This window comes from Flavobacterium fontis, assembly GCF_900129405.1.
In the GTDB taxonomy this organism is placed as follows: domain Bacteria; phylum Bacteroidota; class Bacteroidia; order Flavobacteriales; family Flavobacteriaceae; genus Flavobacterium; species Flavobacterium fontis.
Map to the genome: position 1 here is coordinate 1 of NZ_FQVQ01000017.1, position 21030 is coordinate 21030.

Annotated in this window: 14 protein-coding genes; 13 read left to right on the plus strand and 1 reads right to left on the minus strand. The window is 40.4% G+C overall.

What is annotated here, in order from left to right; all coding sequences use genetic code 11:
• The first annotated feature begins 439 nt into the window (after positions 1–439).
• The 13 genes from BUC17_RS12215 (at position 440) to BUC17_RS12275 (ending at position 20196) form a co-directional block, all read left to right on the plus strand.
• Positions 440–2380 (plus strand): alpha-1,4-glucan--maltose-1-phosphate maltosyltransferase, encoded by a 1941-nt coding sequence (locus tag BUC17_RS12215; RefSeq protein WP_073364923.1) that lies wholly within the window; start codon positions 440–442, stop codon positions 2378–2380.
• 22 nt (positions 2381–2402) lie between these two features.
• Positions 2403–4025, plus strand: a complete 1623-nt coding sequence (locus tag BUC17_RS12220) for a trehalose synthase (protein ID WP_073364925.1) — start codon at positions 2403–2405, stop codon at positions 4023–4025.
• Positions 4026–4186: 161 nt separating this feature from the next.
• Positions 4187–6094 (plus strand): 1,4-alpha-glucan branching protein GlgB, encoded by a 1908-nt coding sequence (gene glgB / locus BUC17_RS12225; protein WP_073364927.1) that lies wholly within the window; start codon positions 4187–4189, stop codon positions 6092–6094.
• A gap of 176 nt (positions 6095–6270) precedes the next feature.
• Positions 6271–8670 carry a glycoside hydrolase family 31 protein gene (locus BUC17_RS12230; RefSeq protein ID WP_073364929.1) on the plus strand — a complete coding sequence of 800 codons (2400 nt, stop codon included), beginning with the start codon at positions 6271–6273 and terminating at the stop codon, positions 8668–8670.
• Positions 8671–8700: 30 nt separating this feature from the next.
• Positions 8701–9519 carry a M48 family metallopeptidase gene (locus BUC17_RS12235; RefSeq protein WP_073364931.1) on the plus strand — a complete coding sequence of 273 codons (819 nt, stop codon included), beginning with the start codon at positions 8701–8703 and terminating at the stop codon, positions 9517–9519.
• A 71-nt stretch (positions 9520–9590) separates the two neighbouring features.
• On the plus strand, positions 9591–10895 hold the full coding sequence (locus BUC17_RS12240; RefSeq protein WP_073364933.1) for an MFS transporter: 1305 nt from the start codon (positions 9591–9593) through the stop codon (positions 10893–10895).
• Positions 10896–10925: 30 nt separating this feature from the next.
• Positions 10926–11681 carry a hypothetical protein gene (locus BUC17_RS12245; protein WP_073364935.1) on the plus strand — a complete coding sequence of 252 codons (756 nt, stop codon included), beginning with the start codon at positions 10926–10928 and terminating at the stop codon, positions 11679–11681.
• Between the two features lie 224 nt (positions 11682–11905).
• The gene (lon, locus tag BUC17_RS12250; protein ID WP_073364937.1) at positions 11906–14359 is read left to right on the plus strand and encodes an endopeptidase La; all 2454 of its coding nucleotides are present in this window, start codon (positions 11906–11908) and stop codon (positions 14357–14359) included.
• A 124-nt stretch (positions 14360–14483) separates the two neighbouring features.
• Positions 14484–15512 (plus strand): type IX secretion system protein PorQ, encoded by a 1029-nt coding sequence (gene porQ, locus BUC17_RS12255; RefSeq protein ID WP_073364939.1) that lies wholly within the window; start codon positions 14484–14486, stop codon positions 15510–15512.
• A gap of 12 nt (positions 15513–15524) precedes the next feature.
• Positions 15525–16217, plus strand: a complete 693-nt coding sequence (cmk, locus tag BUC17_RS12260) for a (d)CMP kinase (RefSeq protein WP_073364941.1) — start codon at positions 15525–15527, stop codon at positions 16215–16217.
• Between the two features lie 65 nt (positions 16218–16282).
• Positions 16283–17527: a nucleoside permease gene (locus BUC17_RS12265; protein WP_073364943.1), complete on the plus strand. Its 1245-nt coding sequence runs from the start codon at positions 16283–16285 to the stop codon at positions 17525–17527.
• Between the two features lie 220 nt (positions 17528–17747).
• Positions 17748–19508: a 30S ribosomal protein S1 gene (rpsA, locus tag BUC17_RS12270; protein ID WP_073365052.1), complete on the plus strand. Its 1761-nt coding sequence runs from the start codon at positions 17748–17750 to the stop codon at positions 19506–19508.
• Positions 19509–19638: 130 nt separating this feature from the next.
• The gene (locus BUC17_RS12275; protein ID WP_073364945.1) at positions 19639–20196 is read left to right on the plus strand and encodes a fasciclin domain-containing protein; all 558 of its coding nucleotides are present in this window, start codon (positions 19639–19641) and stop codon (positions 20194–20196) included.
• Positions 20197–20260: 64 nt separating this feature from the next.
• Here BUC17_RS12275 and BUC17_RS12280 read toward each other — a convergent pair whose 3' ends face one another.
• Complete coding sequence (locus BUC17_RS12280) at positions 20261–20980, minus strand: hypothetical protein (RefSeq protein WP_073364947.1); 720 nt, start codon at positions 20978–20980, stop codon at positions 20261–20263.
• Positions 20981–21030: the final 50 nt, after the last annotated feature.

Sequence of the window (21030 nt, forward strand, 5' to 3'; positions counted from 1 at the left end):
GTTGTAAAAGCGCACGCAGCCGCGTGAGGGACAGCAGTGGAAAGCCCACAGCGCAGGGCAACGGAGCGAGGACTTGCAACGGATTGCCCGACCCGGAGGGGCACGCTCGAAGAATTATTTTGAATTTTAAATTATGAATTATGAGTTATGAATTATGAATTTAGTTAAGGATATGAAAGGGTGAGTTGAATGGCAGGTTAAGTATCCTTTATTTAAACTAGCCGCCTCACGATTGTTGTGGGATGTAGTTTGCTTAGTACTCGTCTAGATAATTCGGCATCTTATTCAAAAACTGATTAATTTTACTTCATTTGGTTCACAATTGATAATATCGGTTTCATAAGTTTACTGTTTTTTAAAATATCCATAAATTTGAATCGTCGTGTTTGCATTATATGTTTTTTTCCTAAATTTAAAAAGTTCATAAATACACATAATAATGCAAAACCAAAGACGTGTTATCTTAGAAAATATAGCGCCTCAAGTAGATAACGGAATCTTTCCAATCAAACGAATTGTAGGGCAATCGGTTCAAGTGACTGCCGATGTTTTGGCCGATGGGCATGATGTTTTAGAAGCCGCCATTCAATACAAATTTGAAAAAGACAAAAAGTGGACGGAAGTTCGTATGCATGCGCTTCCCAATGATGCTTTTTCGGGACAATTTACTGTCGAAAAGCAAGGAAAATACGTTTATTTTGTAGAAGCTTGGGTCGATTACGCCTTAAACTGGCAATATGGCATTACCAAAAAAATCAATGACCATCAGCATGTAAAATCTGAATTACTCGAGGGCGTTGAATACCTCCAACCGTTGCTAACACTTGTGTCGGCTTCCGAGAAAAAATATTTATCGGAATTAATGACTTGGTTTTCAGATGAAAAATATTATGACGAAGCTATAAAAGCAGCCGTTTCAGAGGAGCTTAAAGCTGTTTTTAAAAAATATCCCACAAAACTCTTAGCGAATCAGTCGCAGGAATATTCGATTTATGTCGATCGTAAGAAAGCGTTGTTTAGTACGTGGTATGAATTTTTCCCGCGCTCAGCATCATCTGTTCCCGGTAAACACGGGACGTTTAAAGATTGTGAAGCCTTACTGCCTCGCGTGGCCAAAATGGGATTTGATACTTTGTATTTTCCGCCTGTGCACCCTATCGGGGAAGTTAACCGCAAAGGGAAGAACAATGCTACCGATGCTGCTCCCGGCGATGTGGGTTCTCCATGGGGTATTGGTTCCCATCATGGGGGACATAAAGCACTACACCCTGAATTGGGAACGCTGGATGATTTTAAATCATTGGTGAATACCGCTAAAGAGTTAGGAATTGAGATCGCGATGGACTTTGCATTGCAAGCGGCTCCCGATCATCCTTGGGTTAAAGAGCACCCACAATGGTTTAAATGGCGCCCCGATGGAACGGTGCAATACGCAGAAAATCCACCTAAAAAGTACCAAGATATTCTTCCCATCTATTTTGAAACCCCCGATTGGAAAAATCTTTGGGACGAACTTTTACGTTGTGCTTTATATTGGATTGAAGATTTTGGAATTCGTGTGTATCGTGTTGATAATCCTCATACAAAGCCTTTCTATTTCTGGGGTTGGCTAATTGCTGAAGTTAAGAAGAAACATCCTGATGTGTTGTTTTTATCGGAAGCTTTTACACGTCCCAAGATCATGCATGAATTAGCGAAACAAGGATTCACGCAGTCGTATACTTATTTTACTTGGCGCAATTCGAAATCAGAATTACAAGCGTATTTAACAGAACTCACGCAAACCAATCAGAAAGAATTTTTTCGTCCTAATTTTTGGCCAAATACACCCGATATCAACCCATTTGCGTTACAAGGTGCCAATGAAAGCATGCATTTGCAAAAGTATTTTTTGGCAGCCACTCTCAGCTCCTCAGTGGGCATCTACGGTCCAGTATTTGAGTTCATGGTTACGGATGCAGTGCCTGGAAAGGAAGAATATTACGATAGTGAAAAGTATCAAATTAGACACTGGAATTGGCAGCAGGAAAATAAAATCACCTTGTTAATTACCAAAATTAACTCCCTTCGTCACGAAAATGCAGCCTTACAACAAACTAATAATATCGAATTTTGCGATACGGATAACGACCAAATTATAGCCTACTATAAATACGACGATGCAAAGACCAATGAATTACTAATGATTGCGAGTTTGGACGCCTATTATACCAAACAAGCATGGGTTCGTCTACCGCTCGCCTCTTTAGGAGTCGGTGAGGGACATCCGATTACGGTGGTCGATTTGATCACTGGAAACAGTTACCATTGGGACAAGGAGTGGAATTTTGTGGAGCTCCATCCCGCTTTACCGTTCCATTTATTTAAAATTATCAAATAACCCGAACAAAAACGCCTAGGCCATGAAATTGGACAATCAGGAAACTTTTGCCACCCCATTTGCTTTTAAAAGTGAGTGGAAAAACGCGTTCAACGATGATGAGTTTATCAAAGTTTTCTCTTCCGATATTTTAGAGAATTACATCATCAACAAGCGCTGGTATGGTGGAAAATCAAGTACACTCAAGTATATTGAAGTAGTCGATCATTTTAAAATTACCTCCAAGAAAAACACTTATTATGGCGTTTTATTGGAAGTCAATTTTAAAGAAGCCTTTTTCCAGCATTATTTCATGCCCATTGCTTTTATGACCTCGGATGAATTGGATACGAGTACCATTATTTCACCGGCACGGTTTGCGCACATTGACGGCTATTTGGTCGACGCATTGCATCAAGAGGATTTTCGAAAATTGCTTTATGAGAATATTGCACAATCGACCCATAATAAGGAGTTTAAACTCGTATTTCACAAAGGAATGCATTTGGGTGATGTGGCTTATAAATCTTCCAAATTCATGGGGGTAGAGCAAAGTAATACTTCTATAGTGTACAACGATAGTTTTGTATTGAAAATTTTCCGTCGTATTTATGTGAGTACCAATCCCGATTATGAAATCAGTCGCTTCTTGACCGAGCGCATGGAATACAAAAATACTCCCGCCTACACGGGTAGTATTAATCTCGCGCTCCCAGAGGGAAACATAACCTTGGGATTAATGCAAGAATTAGTGCCCAACCAAGGCGACGCTTGGAAGTTTATGCTTGACCATTTGGATACCGTATTTGATACGTTAACACGTAAAATAATCAAAGTCAGCAAGCTCCCACAAATTCCGATGTTTAAACGTTTGAAAATTCAGGAAATTCCACCTGAAATTATTGATTGGGTAGGATTGAGTCTTTTTCTACGCATACAAACGTTAGCGCTCCGTACAGCCGAAATGCATGTCGCGCTAGGAGGCGATAGTCATGACACTGCTTTTACCCCCACACGTTACAATGGCGATTACTCGGTTTGGTTGAAGAATCGATTGCTATACCAATTTCAAAATCGATTGAATATTATTGAAAATAGCTTGCACAAACTCGACGGATTGGCTCTTGAACTAGCACATCAATTTCTTGAGCATAAAAAACTGATTCGTAAGCACTTTGTGGATTTCGATTGGACCAAAATGAAGTCCGAACGCATCCGTATTCACGGCGACTATCACTTGGGACAGGTCCTGGTCAATGGCGATGATTTCTACATCTTGGACTTTGAAGGCGAACCCGAAAGTACGATTCGTGACCGTAAAGTTAAACAACCTCCGCTCAAAGATGTGGCAGGGATGTTTCGATCATTTCATTATGCCATTTATGCCACTATTTTCAACAATCGCGACAAGTACCCGCAAGAACAAGAGGAGTTGTTTGACGCTGCCGAATTGTTATTCCGCTACTTAGTAGGTGCCTTTTTGGATACTTATATTGAAAAAGTACAAGCTGGAAATCTAAATATTGGCTACAGTCAAGAAATCGAATTTCTATTGAAATACTGTCTGCTCGAGAAAGCGGTTTATGAGTTGGGTTATGAATTAAATTCTCGACCCCGATGGGCTGTGATTCCGTTGCGTGGCATACAGAGTATTATGAATTATTAGGAGCACAACCCCAGTTTTCAAACCAAGCCCGCTCCGGCTATCCGCTGTATCTCACTCCGTAAACTCCGTGAGGATGCCGCTGCTATCCGGGCTAAAAAGATAAATTAATTACTAATTATAAAACCTAACAGGTTTCAAAAACCTGTTAGGTCTCACACCACATGAATCCAGTACAACACCACTCCCTCTTTACCGATTTCGACATCGATTTGTTCAAAGCCGGTAAACATTTTAAACTCTACGAAAAATTAGGCGCCCACCTTCTCGAAGTCGACGGCGTTTATGGATGCTATTTTGCCGTTTGGGCACCCTCCGCCAAAAACGTGTCCGTAGTAGGCGATTTCAACTATTGGGTGGAAGGCCAACACCCCCTCCAAGTACGTTGGGATAGCTCGGGTATATGGGAAGGATTCATTCCCGGAATCGATAAAGGCACCAAATACAAATTCAAAATACAATCCAATCACGGTGATGTCATTACCGAAAAAGCCGATCCCTTTGCACTGTATTGTGAAACGCCACCGCATACCGCTTCGGTAGTTTGGGATTTGGACTATAAATGGAAAGATGCCAGTTGGATGAAAAACCGAGCCAACCACAACGGTTTAGACAAACCCATGTCGGTATACGAGGTGCATTTAGGGTCCTGGAAACGCAACCTTGAACAAAATCGGTCGTTGAGTTATATCGAGCTCGCTGAGGATCTTGTGAGCTACGTCAAAGAAACCGGATTCACTCATGTAGAGTTTATGCCCATCATGGAATATCCCTTTGATCCTTCATGGGGCTATCAGCTGGTGGGGTATTTTGCCCCAACTTCGCGCTTTGGCAAACCCCAAGATTTTATGTTCTTGGTCGATAAATTGCATCAAGCGGGGATAGGCGTCATTCTCGATTGGGTACCGTCACATTTTCCGAGCGATGCCCATGGTTTAGGCTTTTTTGATGGCTCTCATCTGTATGAACATCCCGATATTCGAAAAGGCTATCATCCCGATTGGAAAAGTTTGATTTTCAATTATGGCCGCAATGAAGTCCGGTCCTTCTTGATTAGCAACGCCATCTTTTGGCTGCAACATTACCACGCAGACGGTTTACGTGTCGACGCGGTCGCCTCCATGTTGTATTTGGATTATTCAAGAAAAGATGGGGAGTGGGAGCCCAACATTTATGGGGGAAGAGAGAATCTCGAAACCATTAGTTTCCTTAAGGATTTCAATGAAGCCGTCTACCAAATGTTTCCCGATGTACAAACCATTGCCGAGGAAAGCACCAGTTTTCCTATGGTATCACGCCCCACTTTTCTAGGAGGCTTAGGTTTTGGCATGAAATGGATGATGGGCTGGATGCATGATACCTTACACTATTTTAAAAAAGAACCCATTTACCGAAAATACCATCAAAACGATATTACATTCTCCATGACCTACGCGTTTACCGAAAACTTTATGTTGCCTTTGTCACATGATGAAGTCGTGTACGGGAAGCATTCTATTCTAGGGCGTATGACGGGCGATGAATGGCAACGTTTTGCCAACCTTCGTTTACTTTACGGTTATATGTTTACCCATCCTGGAACTAAATTATTGTTTATGGGGGCTGAGTTTGGCCAAAGTGAAGAATGGAATTTTGAAAGTAGTCTGGAATGGCATTTGTTGCAATACGATTACCACAAAGGCATCAAGCAATGCATCACCGATTTGAATGCCTTGTACCGCAATTATCCTGCACTATATGAGAAACAATTCTCGGCCGAAGGATTTGAATGGATCAATTATTCGGATAGTGAAAATTCAGTATTGGCCTACATACGCAAAGGAAACAAAGAAAAAGAACAATTAATCGTGGTATGTAACATGACGCCACAGGTTCATGAGCACTACCGCATTGGCCTACCCAAATCAGGAAAATTAACAGAAATTTTTACTTCGGACAAGCTTGAATATGGGGGCAGTGGCGTAACCAATTCATCCGTCATTAAAGTAGAAAAACTTCCTTGGAACGGACGTGAATGTTCTGCCGAGATTCAGTTGCCTCCATTGGGAATGGTCGTATTTACACTATCGTAATGCCCATTCTGAAAATAGTTGCTTAAAGTCCGATTCCCCTCGGACTTTTTTGATGAAATATAGTAACAAAGAAAAGCTATTCACACCGCAAACGTTGTAGTTAAAAATAAGAATATTAGGGTGTTAATTTATCGCTTTCAACTTTGTAAATTTGGCACTTTTACATTTGCATTCTTATGATTATTAATACCGAACTTGAGTATAAAGGCGATTTATTTCCGTCCACGATAACCTCCTATACCAAAGAAGTTGACTCCATCGATTTCTTTACCGATAACAATGTAATCATGCGGGTTACCGTTTTACGCGATAGCATGATTCGTTTCCGATTTACGGCCAAAGGGTATTTTAGCAATGATTTCTCCTATGCGATTGACAAAAGTCAATCCCATGGTTATAATGTGTTGGAATTGAACGAGTTTGAAGATCATTATAAAATACAAACGAGCAAAGTATATGTTATCGTTCAAAAACAGAGCGCTCGTGTGGGTATTTATGAACTCGATGGTACGCCGATTGTCGAAGACGAACTAGGATTTCATTGGGAAGAATCCTATGAATTTGGGGGCAATATTGTCAAAATGAGTAAAATGTCTCCCGAAGGCGAGAGCTTTTATGGATTAGGAGACAAGGCCACCCATTTGAATTTAAAAGGCAAACGCCTCGAAAACTGGGCTACCGATCAGTATGCCTTTCATAAAGATCAGGAACCCTTATACAAAGTGGTTCCCTTTTACATTGGACTCCGAAATACGAAGGCATACGGTATTTTCTTTGACAATACGTTCCGTTCTTTTTTTGACTTTAGTCATGAACGTAAAGGAGTTACAAGTTTTTGGGCCGATGGGGGTGAAATGAACTACTATTTCATCTATGGACCCAAAATGAGTGATGTGGTCACCACCTATACCCATTTGACCGGAAAACCCGAATTGCCTCCCCTTTGGACATTGGGCTACCATCAATGTAAATGGAGTTATTATCCTGAAGCGAAGGTAAAAGAAATTACGTCGAAGTTTCGCGAACTTCAAATTCCGTGTGATGCTATTTATTTGGATATCGATTATATGGAAGGGTTCCGTTGCTTTACCTGGAGCAAAGAGTATTTTCCAGAGCCCAAGCGCATGGTGCAAGAATTGGCCAAAGATGGGTTCAAAACAGTAGTTATCATTGACCCAGGGATTAAAATTGATAACGACTATTGGGTCTATAAAGAAGCACTTGAAAAAGATTATTTCTGTAAACGTGCTGACGGCCCCTATATGAAAGGAAAAGTGTGGCCTGGCGAATGTAATTTTCCCGATTATACCAATCCGGAAGTACGTGAATGGTGGGCTGGCTTGTTTAAGGAGTTAATTGCCGAAATCGGTGTGAAAGGCGTATGGAACGATATGAACGAACCCGCCGTCATGGAAGTGCCTACCAAAACGTTCCCGCTTGACGTTCGTCACAACTATGATGGCAACAATTGCAGTCACCGCAAAGCCCACAATATCTATGGTACCCAAATGGCTCGGGCAACGTATGAAGGGGTGAAGCGATTTGCCTTCCCTAAGCGTCCGTTTATCATTACCCGCTCAGCCTATTCTGGCGCACAACGCTATACCTCGTCTTGGACAGGTGATAATGTGGCGACCTGGGAACATTTATGGATTGCCAATGTGCAAATGCAACGCATGTCCATTTCAGGCATGGGCTTTACAGGGAGCGATATCGGAGGGTTTGCCGAACAACCCAGTGCAGAATTATTTGCACGTTGGATCCAATTGGGCGTGTTTCACCCTTTTTGTCGTACCCACTCTTCGGGACACCATGGCGATCAAGAACCCTGGAGTTTTGGTGAAGAAGTCATCGAAATCACACGAAAATTTGTCGAATTACGCTACCAACTATTGCCGTATCTCTACACCATGTTTTGGCACTATATCAACGATGGAATTCCGATGCTGAAACCATTGGTGTATTTTGACCAAGAGGATCCTCAAACGCACTATCGCACGGATGAGTTTTTATTTGGAAATCAAATTTTTGTTTGTCCAATCTTAGAACCCAATGCGCAAGGACGACGCTTGTATTTACCCCAAGGCAATTGGTATAACTATTGGACCCAAGAATTGGTTCGCGGAAAACGAGAGCTTTGGGTGAGTACCGATTTTGACCAAATCCCCATTTTTATCAAAGAAGGGGCTATTATTCCCAAATATCCTGTTCAACAATATGTGGGACAAATCGAAAGTCCCGAATTGCGTTTGGAAGTGTATTTCAAATTAGGGAAAGAAAAATCGTATGTCTATGAAGATGCTCAAGATGGATATGATTATACCAAAGGCCGTTACAGCTATAAAACCTTTAGCTTAAACGGAAAAGAAAACGAACTTTTTATTACGCAACATCAAGAAGGTTCTTTTGAAACGCCATACCAAACGATTACGATTCAAGTGATTGGATTACCATTTGAAGTGAAAGGAATTGAAATTGACAATGAAAAAATTCTTTTTGACAAAGAGGCAATTAATGTGGCTGAAGGGATTGTTATCGACAAGGATTTCACCGAATTGCATATCATCGGAGTGTAAGTTTTGTATTTTTGTCTAAAATTTAACCCTATGAATTACAAAAAGTTGACCTCCGGATTCGTTGCCATTTTACTCGTTGCCGCATGTGCTACCAATCCTTTTACAGGAAAGAGTACCATGGCTTTTGTGCCCAATAGCGAAATTTTGCCCTCTTCTTTTCAACAGTACAGTCAATTTTTGTCCGAAAATAAAGTGGTGACCAATACACCCGAAGCACGTAAAGTGGAGCAGATCGGCACCAAAATCAAAGTGGCCGCCGAACGTTGGTTGCAAGCCAATGGGCATCCCGAATACCTTAAAGATTACCAATGGGAATACCGATTGGTAGAAAATAAAGAGGTGAATGCATGGTGTATGCCGGGAGGAAAAATTGTATTTTATACCGGTATTCTTCCCATTACGCAAACCGATGCAGGTTTGGCGACTGTCATGGGACATGAGGTAGCCCATGCCTTATGCAACCATGGCCAACAACGAATGAGTGCTGGATTATTGCAACAATTGGGAGCCATTGGCGTTGGCGCTGCTGTAGGAAATAAATCTGCAGAAACCCAACAACTCGCCATGACCGCTTATGGAGTTACCACTCAAGTAGGAGGGATGATGCCTTTTAGTCGTAAGCATGAGAGTGAAGCGGATAAAATCGGACTTTTACTGATGGCCATTGCGGGGTATAATCCCGAGGAAGCCATTCCGTTTTGGGAGCGTATGGGCGCTAAGTCGGGAGGACAAGCCCCTCCGGAGTTTTTAAGCACACACCCTTCTGATGCTACCCGTATGGCGCAAATTCGCGAATTGTTACCTGCCGTAAAAACCGAAGCTGCAAAATTCGGAGTGAGCTTTAAATAAATCATTTTATTCTTCTATATTTGAAGTCATCATAGGAGTTGTGATGACTTTTTTAATTGTATTCATTCGATATGTCAAATCTTCCTAAAGGCCATCCTAAGTTGTTGAATGCGTGGGCATTCTATGATTGGGCCAACTCGGTGTATAGTTTAGTAATTGCTTCTGCCATTTTTCCGATTTATTATGAGCAAATCTTCGAGTTAGCAAAACGAAAGAATGCCCTATTTCTAGGGTATGAAATTAAAGCTACCGCAATGATTTCTTTCGTCACTGCATTTGCCTTTATTTGGGTCGCTATTTGTTCGCCTTTTTTGTCAGGAATTGCAGATTACTTGGGAAATAAGAAGTCTTTTTTACGCTTTTTCTGTTATATGGGCGGTTTGTCTTGTATTGGATTGTATTGGTTTGACATCGATAATCTAACTCTTGGTTATGTCTTTTATTTCTTTGGACTCATTGGATTCTGGGCTAGTTTGGTGTTTTACAATTCGTACCTGCCCGATATCGCATTTCCAGAGCAACAAGATCGGGTAAGTGCACGCGGATTTTCGATGGGCTATATTGGAAGTACGCTATTACTCATCGTCAATTTGGCCATGGTGATGTCGGTAGATGGGATGGAGAAAATTGCCATGATGAAGTATTCGTTTATTATGGTTGGCGTTTGGTGGATTGGATTTAGTCATATCACTTACTATTATTTGCCCAAAGGCAACCGTTCCAATGTTCCGCTAACTAAAGATTTTATTTTCAAAGGGTTTCACGAGTTGAAGCAAGTCTGGAAGCAAATGCAACAAAACCTCCCTTTAAAACGCTATTTGCACAGTTATTTTGTGTTTATCATGGCGGTTCAAACCGTGATGTTAGTGGCTACTTATTTTGGGGCTACCGAAGTACAGTGGGAAAATCCAAGTCAAAAAACAACCGGATTAATCATCAGTATTTTATTGATTCAATTGGTAGCTGTATTGGGGGCTTTTCTTACCTCACGGGCTTCCGAAAAATACGGCAATATAAGAACCTTGATTTTTCTCTGTGCTTTTTGGGCAGTACTGTGTTGCTTTGCCTTTTTTATCACCTTGCCCATTCATTTTTATACTACGGCTGGATTCGTAGGTTTGGTTATGGGCGGTATCCAATCGCTGGCACGATCAACGTATTCAAAATTATTGCCCGAAACCGACGATACGGCCTCGTTTTTTAGTTTTTATGATGTTACTGAAAAAGTGGGTATTGTTATCGGAATGACCCTCTATGGCGTTATTGACCAAATTACGGGTTCCATGCGTAATGCTATTGTTTTTCTGGGGCTATTTTTTGTGTTTGGATTGTTTCTATTGCTTCGGGTTCCTAAAAATGTAAATCTGAAAAACTAATTTTATATATTTGAAAAAATTTTAACAACAATGAAAAAATTAAGTTTCCTTGCCTTAGCTGTATTTGCCCTCTCTTTTTATTCGTGTAATGTGGAACCTGTGGATCCTGCGGCTTTGGCCAATGCAGCCAATAATCCTGGTGGCGGAGGAAATGGTGGCGGTGGAGGAAATGGATCTACAGGAGATTATTATCCGGCTGCTTTAAACAACCAATGGCGTTACAAAACCAATGGTGTATTGGATGCCGATCCTATGAAAATTGTTCAAGTTGTCAATACTGGTGGCGTTACTGTGTTTAAATTTAATCCTCAAAATCCAACTACATCACTTGGTAATACTTCGTCCACAACCCTTTCACTCAAAAAAATAAACGGCGATTATATTTACATTGTCGATGGAACCACAGTGGGAGCAGGAACACCAACAGGTTACACTGCTACTGGATTTGAATATACTATTTTAAAAGATTATCTAAATGTAGGTCAAACTTGGACCGGTACCTATTCTCAAGTCATTAATTACAACGATCCAAATTTTCCTGATATAACACAAGTGGCAAATTATACTGGGGAAATATTAGGTAAAGATTTAACGATTACTGTAAATGGGCAAACCTATCCCAATGTAATTCACATGAAACTTTCACAAGAATATACTATTTTGGGAATGCCAATTGGAGCAACTGAAACAGAGGTTTGGTATGCTAAAAATGTGGGCCCTGTTAAATCAGAATTGTTAGGTTTAACCTCTTACACCAAAGAGTTAGATTCCTACATCTTAAACTAACACTAATTATGCATCATACAATTACCGCCACTTTGGCGGTTTTTTGTTTTATGGCATAAATGTTGACTTTTTTCTGATGAAAACATCGATGAATAGCAAAATGCCTTTATTTAATGGGTTTTTCTGGGTTATATGTCGATTTTTTGTTGGGTTTTGCCATAGCATCTCCTACCTTTGTTTACGGAATTGTTAATATTTAAATGTCATTTTGACAAAAAGCCATTATGTCGAATCAAAAACTAATCTCTTTTGACAGTTTGTCCTTGCAGGACTTCAATGCCGATGCGGAAATGATCCCGCTCATGACTCCCGAAGATGAGGAGGAAATGGCCAATGAGGACTTGCCCAAGACGCTTCCTATACTCCCTTTACGCAATACGGTTCTTTTTCCAGGAGTTGTTATTCCAATTACAGCCGGTCGTGATAAGTCCATCAAACTGATTAATGATGCCAATGCAGGTGACAAAATCATTGGCGTTGTAGCGCAAAAGAACGAAGATATTGAAGATCCATCGATGAACGATATCTATCCGATCGGAACAGTGGCCCGAATTTTACGGGTGCTTAAAATGCCCGATGGAAATGTTACGGTTATTCTACAAGGGAAAAAGCGTTTTGAAATTGATGCCATGATTTCTGAACGGCCTTATTTTAAAGCCGATATCAAAGAAGTTCCCGAAAAACGTCCTGGAATTTACGATACCGAATTCAATGCTATCATTGATTCCATGCGCGAATTGGCCATCGAAATCATCAAAGAAAGTCCCAATATTCCCACCGAGGCTACTTTTGCCATTAAGAATATTGAGAGCCAATCCTTTCTCATCAATTTTATTTCTTCCAACATGAACTTGTCGGTTCAAGAGAAGCAAAATCTGTTGGAAATGAATGTGTTGAAAGAGCGGGCGCTGGAAACATTGAAATATATGAATGTTGAGTTGCAAAAATTGGAACTCAAAAACGATATTCAAACCAAAGTGCGTATTGATCTCGATCAACAACAACGCGAATATTTCTTGCATCAACAAATGAAAACCATTCAAGAAGAATTGGGTGGAGTTACCTACGAGCAAGAATTTGAAGAAATGCGGCAACGTGCCAAAGCCAAAAAGTGGGACGAAAAAACAGCCAAAAATTTTGAAAAAGAATTTTCGAAATTTCAACGTATGAATCCACAATCGCCTGATTTTGGAATTCAACGTAATTATTTGGAATTGATTCTTGATTTGCCTTGGGAGCACTTTTCAAAAGACAAATTTGATCTGAAAAATGCCCAGAAAATATTGGACCGTGACCACTTTGGATTGGAGGACGTCAAAAAACGAATCATTGAACATTTGGCCGTTTTGAAACTCCGTAACGATATGAAATCCCCAATTTTATGTTTAACCGGACCTCCTGGGGTAGGGAAAACGTCAATTGGTCGTTCGATTGCGGAAGCCTTAGGGCGCGAATACGTGCGTATTTCACTCGGTGGTTTGCGCGACGAAGCTGAAATTCGTGGTCATCGTAAAACCTATATTGGTGCGATGCCCGGTCGTATTATTCAAAACATTAAAAAAGCTGGAACTTCCAATCCTGTTTTTATTTTGGATGAAATCGATAAGCTCTCCATTAGCCATAACGGCGATCCTTCGTCGGCTTTATTGGAGGTTTTAGACCCCGAGCAGAACAATTCATTTTACGACAATTTCCTAGAAATGGGTTACGATTTGTCGAAGGTGATGTTTATTGCCACGTCAAATACGATGTCAACGATACAACCTGCCCTGCGCGATCGTATGGAAGTGATTCAAATGTCGGGCTACACTATTGAAGAAAAAGTCGAAATTGCGCGGCAACATTTGGTCCCCAAACAGTTAAAGGAGCATGGGTTAACAGCAAAAGATTTGACTATTGGTAAAAAACAATTAGAGAAAATTGTAGAAGGATATACCCGTGAATCAGGCGTACGCGGCTTGGAGCAAAAAATCGCTCAAGTCATTCGCAATGCTGCCAAATCCATCGCATTGGAAGAATCGTACAATGTAAAATTGACCGATGAAGATGTAGTGGCCATTTTAGGGGCGCCCAAGTTGGAACGGGACAAAGCAGAAGGAAATGAAGTAGCTGGAGTAGTCACTGGCTTAGCTTGGACTTCCGTGGGAGGCGATATTTTGTTTATCGAATCATCAATTTCGAAAGGAAAAGGAAGTCTTACTTTGACCGGAAATCTTGGGAATGTAATGAAAGAATCAGCAACCATCGCCTTAGAGTATATCAAAGCCAACGCCGAGTTGTTTGGATTGGATCAAGATGTCATTGGCAAGTACAACATTCACCTGCATGTTCCCGAAGGGGCCACACCCAAAGATGGACCCAGTGCTGGTATTGCTATGTTGACTTCGATGGTTTCGTTATTGACCCAACGTAAAGTAAAGAAAAGTTTAGCTATGACAGGGGAGATTACCCTTCGTGGGAAAGTTTTACCGGTGGGAGGAATCAAAGAAAAAATCTTAGCGGCCAAACGAGCCAATATCAAAGAAATTATTTTATGTCATGAAAATGAAAGTGACATCAATGATATCAATGCCGAATACCGCAAAGGATTGACATTTCATTATGTTAAAGAAATGCAAGAAGTAATCAGCTTGGCCCTTACCGCTCAAAAAGTAAAAAATGCTAAAGCAATTGCTTAAGGCAATCCATTAATCATACTATAGCGCTGGGAAATCCTGGCGCTTTTTTTTGGTGTGATTTTTAGAGTCCCGTTAAAAATAATATCTTCGCATTTCCGTTATACCCTGTGTGTTGTTCAAAACTATGACCCCTAAACTGCAACTTTTATGTGTGCTGCTTTGTACTTCCCTTGGTTGGAGTCAAGTGGGCGGTCGTTCGGTATATCAGTTTCTTAATTTAGTGACCTCACCACGTCAAGCGGCTTTGGGCGGAAAGGTAATTACCCTTTACGATTCGGATGTCAATCAAGCCTTATTCAACCCTGCTACGATCAATCCTGAAATGGACAATCATTTGGCGGTCAATTATGGCAGTCTTTTTGGTGAAGTGACCTACGGAACAGCGGCCTATGCCTACACTTATGACCGTCATATTCAAACGTTTCACGCGGGAGTAAACTATGTCAATTACGGTTCTTTTCAAGGGTATGACGAATTTGGAACACCCACCAATACGTTTACAGGTAGTGAAATGGCGCTGTCTTTGGGCTATGCTTACAACATTCCTTTTACGAGTATATATTTGGGCGCCAATGCCAAACTCATTTCTTCAACCTTAGAATCGTATAGCTCGTTTGGCGCTGCCGCCGATTTTGGTTTTTTGTTTATCGACGAACGCAACGATGTCAATTGGGCGCTTTCGGTACGAAATGTGGGCACTCAAATCACCACTTTTGCGGGTACGCGCGAGCGACTCCCTTTGGAAGTTCTCATTGGGGTTTCGCAAGAATTGGATAACGTACCTATTCGTTGGCATTTAACGTTGGAAAATTTACAGCAGTGGAATGTGGCTTTTTCCAATCCCAATCGAGCTGTGGGTACCATCGATGGAGGGTCAAATGAAGAAAAAGTAGGTTTCATCAACAATGCGCTACGCCATGTCATTTTTGGGGTGGAGTTGTTTCCTCGAAAAAGTGTTAATTTGCGTTTGGGGTATAATTTCCGTCGCGCCGAAGAATTACGCATTGTAGACCAACGGAATTTTTCGGGAATTTCAGCCGGTTTTGGGTTGAAAATGGGGCGATTGAAATTTAATTATTCCTATTCAAGATATACTTTGGCGGCCAACACAAGTTTGTTTGGGTTGACCATAAATCTTCAAGATGATTATTAATATTTTAGTGTATTGAAAAAAATTACCATTGCCATCGACGGATTTTCCTCCACAGGGAAAAGTACTTTAGCCAAACAATTAGCACAACAACTAGGCTATGTTTATGTGGATACGGGAGCCATGTACCGCGCCGTAACCTTGTATGCGATGCAACACGGATTTGTATCTCCCCATCATTTGGATGCCGAAGGGCTTACCGCCGATCTCAAACAAATTACACTGCATTTTGTGTTTAATACCGAGTTGGGTTACGGTGAAATGTACCTCAATGGCGTCAATGTTGAACGCGAAATCCGTACGCTAGAGGTCTCATCATTAGTAAGTAAAGTTGCCGAAATTTCTGCGGTCCGTGCCAAGTTGGTCGAACAACAACAAGCCATGGGTAAAGAAAAAGGGGTGGTGATGGATGGCCGCGATATTGGTACCGTGGTGTTTCCCGATGCGGCATTGAAAATATATATGACGGCTAGCCCAGAAACAAGGGCGCAACGGCGTTTTGCTGAGTTGCAGGCCAAAGGCGATTCGGTTACGTATGAAGCCGTGTTGCAAAACGTAAACGAGCGCGATTATATCGACACCCATCGGGCCGATTCCCCCTTGGTAAAAGCAGACGATGCTATTGAATTGGATAATTCCAACCTAAGTCGGGAAGCCCAACTACAACGCGTATTGGAATGGGTTGCAGCCAAAACGAAATCGATGTAAATCTTTGTGAATCTCATTTATTCTCGTAGCTTTACGAGCTTGATTAACCAAAACGATTAATAATTATGAGTGTAAAATACAGATTAATTTTCATGAATTTCATGCAATTCTTTGTATGGGGAGCATGGTTGATAACGATTGCTAATTATTGGTTCGGAACACGTGAATGGGATGGAACACAATTTGGACTGGTGTTTGGAACCATGGGGGTAGCCTCCTTATACATGCCAACTCTCACAGGGATCATGGCGGATCGGTTTATTAATGCTGAACGATTGTATGGTGTTTTACATTTGTTATATGCTGCAGTCTTATTTTATTTGCCACAAGTAAATGACCCTTCTACGTTTATTTATGTGATGTTGTTGGCGATGAGTTTTTACATGCCTACTATTGCTTTATCAAACTCTATTTCCTATACCGCATTAAAAAATAGTCCCAATAGTGATGTCGTTAAAGATTTTCCTCCGATTCGCGTTTTTGGAACTATTGGATTTATTGCAGCCATGTGGCTTACTAATCTAACCGATAGTAAAGCTACTGAATATCAGTTTTATATCGCTGGGATTGGTGCAATCGCGTTAGGAGTATATTCTTTTTCATTGCCGAAATGTCCCCCGCAACAGAATAAACAGGAAAAACGTTCGCTCGGATTAGAATCATTCAAATTATTTGGCAATTATAAAATGGCTTTGTTTTTCATTTTTTCTATGTTTTTAGGAGGAGCTCTGCAATTAACCAATGCCTATGGGGATGTATTCTTAGATGAATTCAAAAATGTGGCTGAGTATAAAGATTCCTTTGTCGTGAAATATTCGACTATAATTATGTCAATTTCTCAAATTTCAGAGACGCTTTTCATCTTAGCTATTCCCTATTTTCTAAAACGTTTTGGCATCAAACAAGTGATGCTAATTTCTATGTTGGCGTGGGTATTGCGTTTTGGACTTTTTGCCTATGGAAATCCGACGGATGGATTATGGATGATTATACTGTCTTGTATTGTATATGGGATGGCTTTTGATTTTTTCAATATTTCTGGGTCACTTTTTGTTGAAACTTCAACTTCGGCAACTATACGCTCCTCAGCGCAAGGGTTGTTTATGATGATGACCAACGGATTTGGGGCGATATTAGGTAGTTTCACTTCGGGTTGGGCCATTGAAAAATATTACACCCATGACGGTGTTCGCGACTGGCATAACATTTGGCTGGCTTTTGCCGTGTATTCACTTATCATTGCTATTCTTTTTGCCATTTTCTTCAAACACAAACACAATCCCGAGGATGTGGCTCAAGTGAGTCATTAATATACTATACCAAACCCTTTCTTCGGAGAGGGTTTTTTGTAGCTAATAGTTTAATTTTCTGGTTGAAATGTTTTGAGGTTAAGAATAAAAACGTACTTTTGCACACCTTTTGGCGAAGAAGAGTTTCCAATTGGTATTGAATCATTTACGTAAAACACTGTTGTGTATTTTACTCGCTCAAGAAACTCGAAAAGCACAGCATACAAATAGAATCATCAGCATGGCTGAATTAAACAAAGATCAAGTAGCGTTTTTAAATGAATTTAACTGGCATAACTATGCCGAAGGAATCGACGCAGTAGACGAGAACAATTTAAGAGAATTTGAAGACTTAGTTGCTAAGACTTTCATTTCTACCGACAACGAAGAAGTGGTTGAAGGTGTGGTTGTTCGTATTACTGACCGTGACGCTATCGTTGATATTAATGCAAAATCGGAAGGGGTTATTTCTTTAAACGAATTCCGTTACAACCCAAACTTGAAAGTTGGGGACAAAGTAGAAGTATTAATCGATGTACGTGAAGACAAAACAGGACAATTAGTACTTTCTCACCGTAAAGCAAGAACAATCAAATCATGGGATCGCGTTATCGCTGCACACGAAACTGGCGAAATCGTTAACGGTTTTGTAAAATGCAGAACCAAAGGGGGTATGATCGTTGACGTATTCGGAATCGAGGCTTTCTTACCTGGTTCTCAAATCGACGTGAAACCTATCCGTGATTACGATGTATACGTAAACAAAATGATGGAATTCAAAGTGGTAAAAATTAACCACGAATTCAAAAACGTTGTAGTATCGCACAAAGCATTGATCGAAGCAGATATCGAAGTTCAGAAAAAAGAAATCATCGGTCAATTAGAAAAAGGTCAAGTATTAGAAGGTGTAGTTAAAAACATCACTTCTTACGGTGTATTCATCGATTTAGGAGGTGTTGACGGATTAATCCACATCACTGACTTATCTTGGTCACGTATCAACCACCCCAGCGAAGTATTGGAATTAGACCAAAAATTGAATGTGGTTATCTTAGACTTTGATGATGAGAAAACACGTATCCAATTAGGTTTAAAACAATTACACGCGCACCCATGGGATGCTTTAGGATCTGAATTATCTGTAGGTGATAAAGTGAAAGGTAAAGTAGTCGTTATCGCTGACTACGGAGCTTTCATCGAAGTAGCTGAAGGTGTGGAAGGTTTGATTCACGTTTCTGAAATGTCTTGGTCGACTCACTTACGTTCAGCGCAAGATTTCGTAAAAGTTGGTGATGAAGTTGAGGCTGTGATCTTAACCTTAGACCGCGATGAGCGTAAAATGTCTTTAGGGATCAAACAATTATCACAAGATCCTTGGACGGATATTACCTCTAAATACCCTGTTGGTTCGAAACACACGGGTATCGTTCGTAACTTCACTAACTTCGGTATCTTCGTTGAATTAGAAGAAGGAATCGATGGTTTAGTTTACATCTCTGACTTGTCTTGGACGAAAAAAATCAAGCATCCATCAGAATTTGTTAACGTTGGTGATAAATTAGATGTAGTTGTGTTAGAATTGGACGTAGATGGAAGAAAACTTTCATTAGGTCACAAACAAACGACTGAAAATCCATGGGATAAGCACGAAGCAGCTTACGGTGTAGGTACAGTTCACAGCGGAACTATTGCTGAAATCGTTGACAAAGGTGCTACGGTTGATTTCGGAGATGATGTGGTTGCCTTCATTCCTGCACGTCACTTAGAAAAAGAAGACGGTAAGAAATTGAAAAAAGGGGAATCAGCTGAATTTAAAGTGATTGAATTCAATAAAGAATTCAAACGCGTAGTTGCTTCTCACACCGCAATCTTCAGAGAAGAAGAAGAGAAAAACGTAAAAGCAGTTGAAACTACTTCTACTAACGCTCCCGCTTCAACTTTAGGCGATAACAATGACATCTTGGCTGAATTAAAAGCTAAAATGGAAAAAGGTGAAAAGTAATCACAAGTTGATGAATACATAAGGGAAATCCCGGACTTAGGTTCGGGATTTTTTTTTACCAAAAAACCAATAGTGTATTCTTGTCGTATATGTCTAAACAAATAAGATAGTAATATTTAAAAAAGAATTTATGAAAACAAGAAATCAATTGGTCCAATTCGTTTTAGTCGGATTATTATGCTCAGGTATCGCTTTTGCGCAAAGTGAAAAAACAGTCAATGTAGGAGGAGCTCCCATGTATCCCTCCAAAAATATTGTTCAGAATGCTCTTAATTCAAAAGATCATACCACTTTGGTGGCTGCCGTAAAAGCCGCCGGTTTGGTCGATGTGTTGCAAAGCGCTGGCCCATTTACCGTTTTTGCACCCACCAATGCTGCCTTCGATAAATTGCCTGCTGGTACCGTGGACTATTTGTTGAAACCCGAAAATTTAGAAAAACTGCAAACGGTTTTAAAGTTTCATGTGGTAGCAGGAAAATTTTCTGCCGAAGATTTAATGAATCTTGTCAAAAAAGGGAAGGGGAAAGCAACATTAAAAACGGTAGCTGGTGGCGAATTAACAGTCACACAAAAAGGCAATACACTCTTGGTGAGTGACCGAAATGGAAATGTAGCTACCGTGACTATCGGCAATGTTTTCCAATCCAATGGTGTGATTCATGTGGTAGATACCGTTGTGTTACCGTAAATAGTTAATTATGTTTTGTTAGGTTTAAAATGAAAAGACCGATTCGTAAATGAATCGGTCTTTTTTAATTTTCTTTAAAGGGACGGTTCCAAATTTCACTATTGAAGTTTTTACCCATCATGAAAAAGTAATAGGCAACCGTTGCGACTATAGATTTGAAAGCAAATAAAAATACGATAAAGGGTGCCCATAATAGGGTAGTTCCTAATTTATTTAGGGGCATTACCCAAGTGAATAACGCACTTACTACCAAACTAAAGACCATAAATGTTACCGCATTTTTAATCGGCCAATACTTCCACTTTCGCCAAGGTGATACATCATTTCCCCATTGGTGAATTAAATAATAGTAATCATTACCCAAAGGAGCAAACAACAAGGGATCATCATAATTTTTAAGACTAAAGGTCTTGGAAGGTGCCGCGATTTTCAATCCTTGTAATGAAACATTATGTGTTTTTTCTAAATCTTGAATCGCATCAATAGCTTCTACTGGAAAATCTTGTTTAAATAACGTGATATCCAAAAAGCGAAGTCGATAGTCGATACACAACTTTTTGATGTGCGTTTCATGGTAAATACGCTCAGTGTCCAATAAATCAAAGGTAAGCGCATTTGGTGTGGAAACAAGTGACTCTTCTGCCGTAGCACATGCATGGGAAGCGACTAACGTTCTCGTTTTGCTCGTTTTGCGTAACGAATCAACGAATGAATCGGGAGATGTAATCTTGTTGCGGACTTGCTGTAATTCCACCGCTAACGATCTTTTTTCAAGCAATCTCATGGTGAAGTGGTAAAAGTTTGACAATTACGAATTTAAAAGAAATTGCAAAC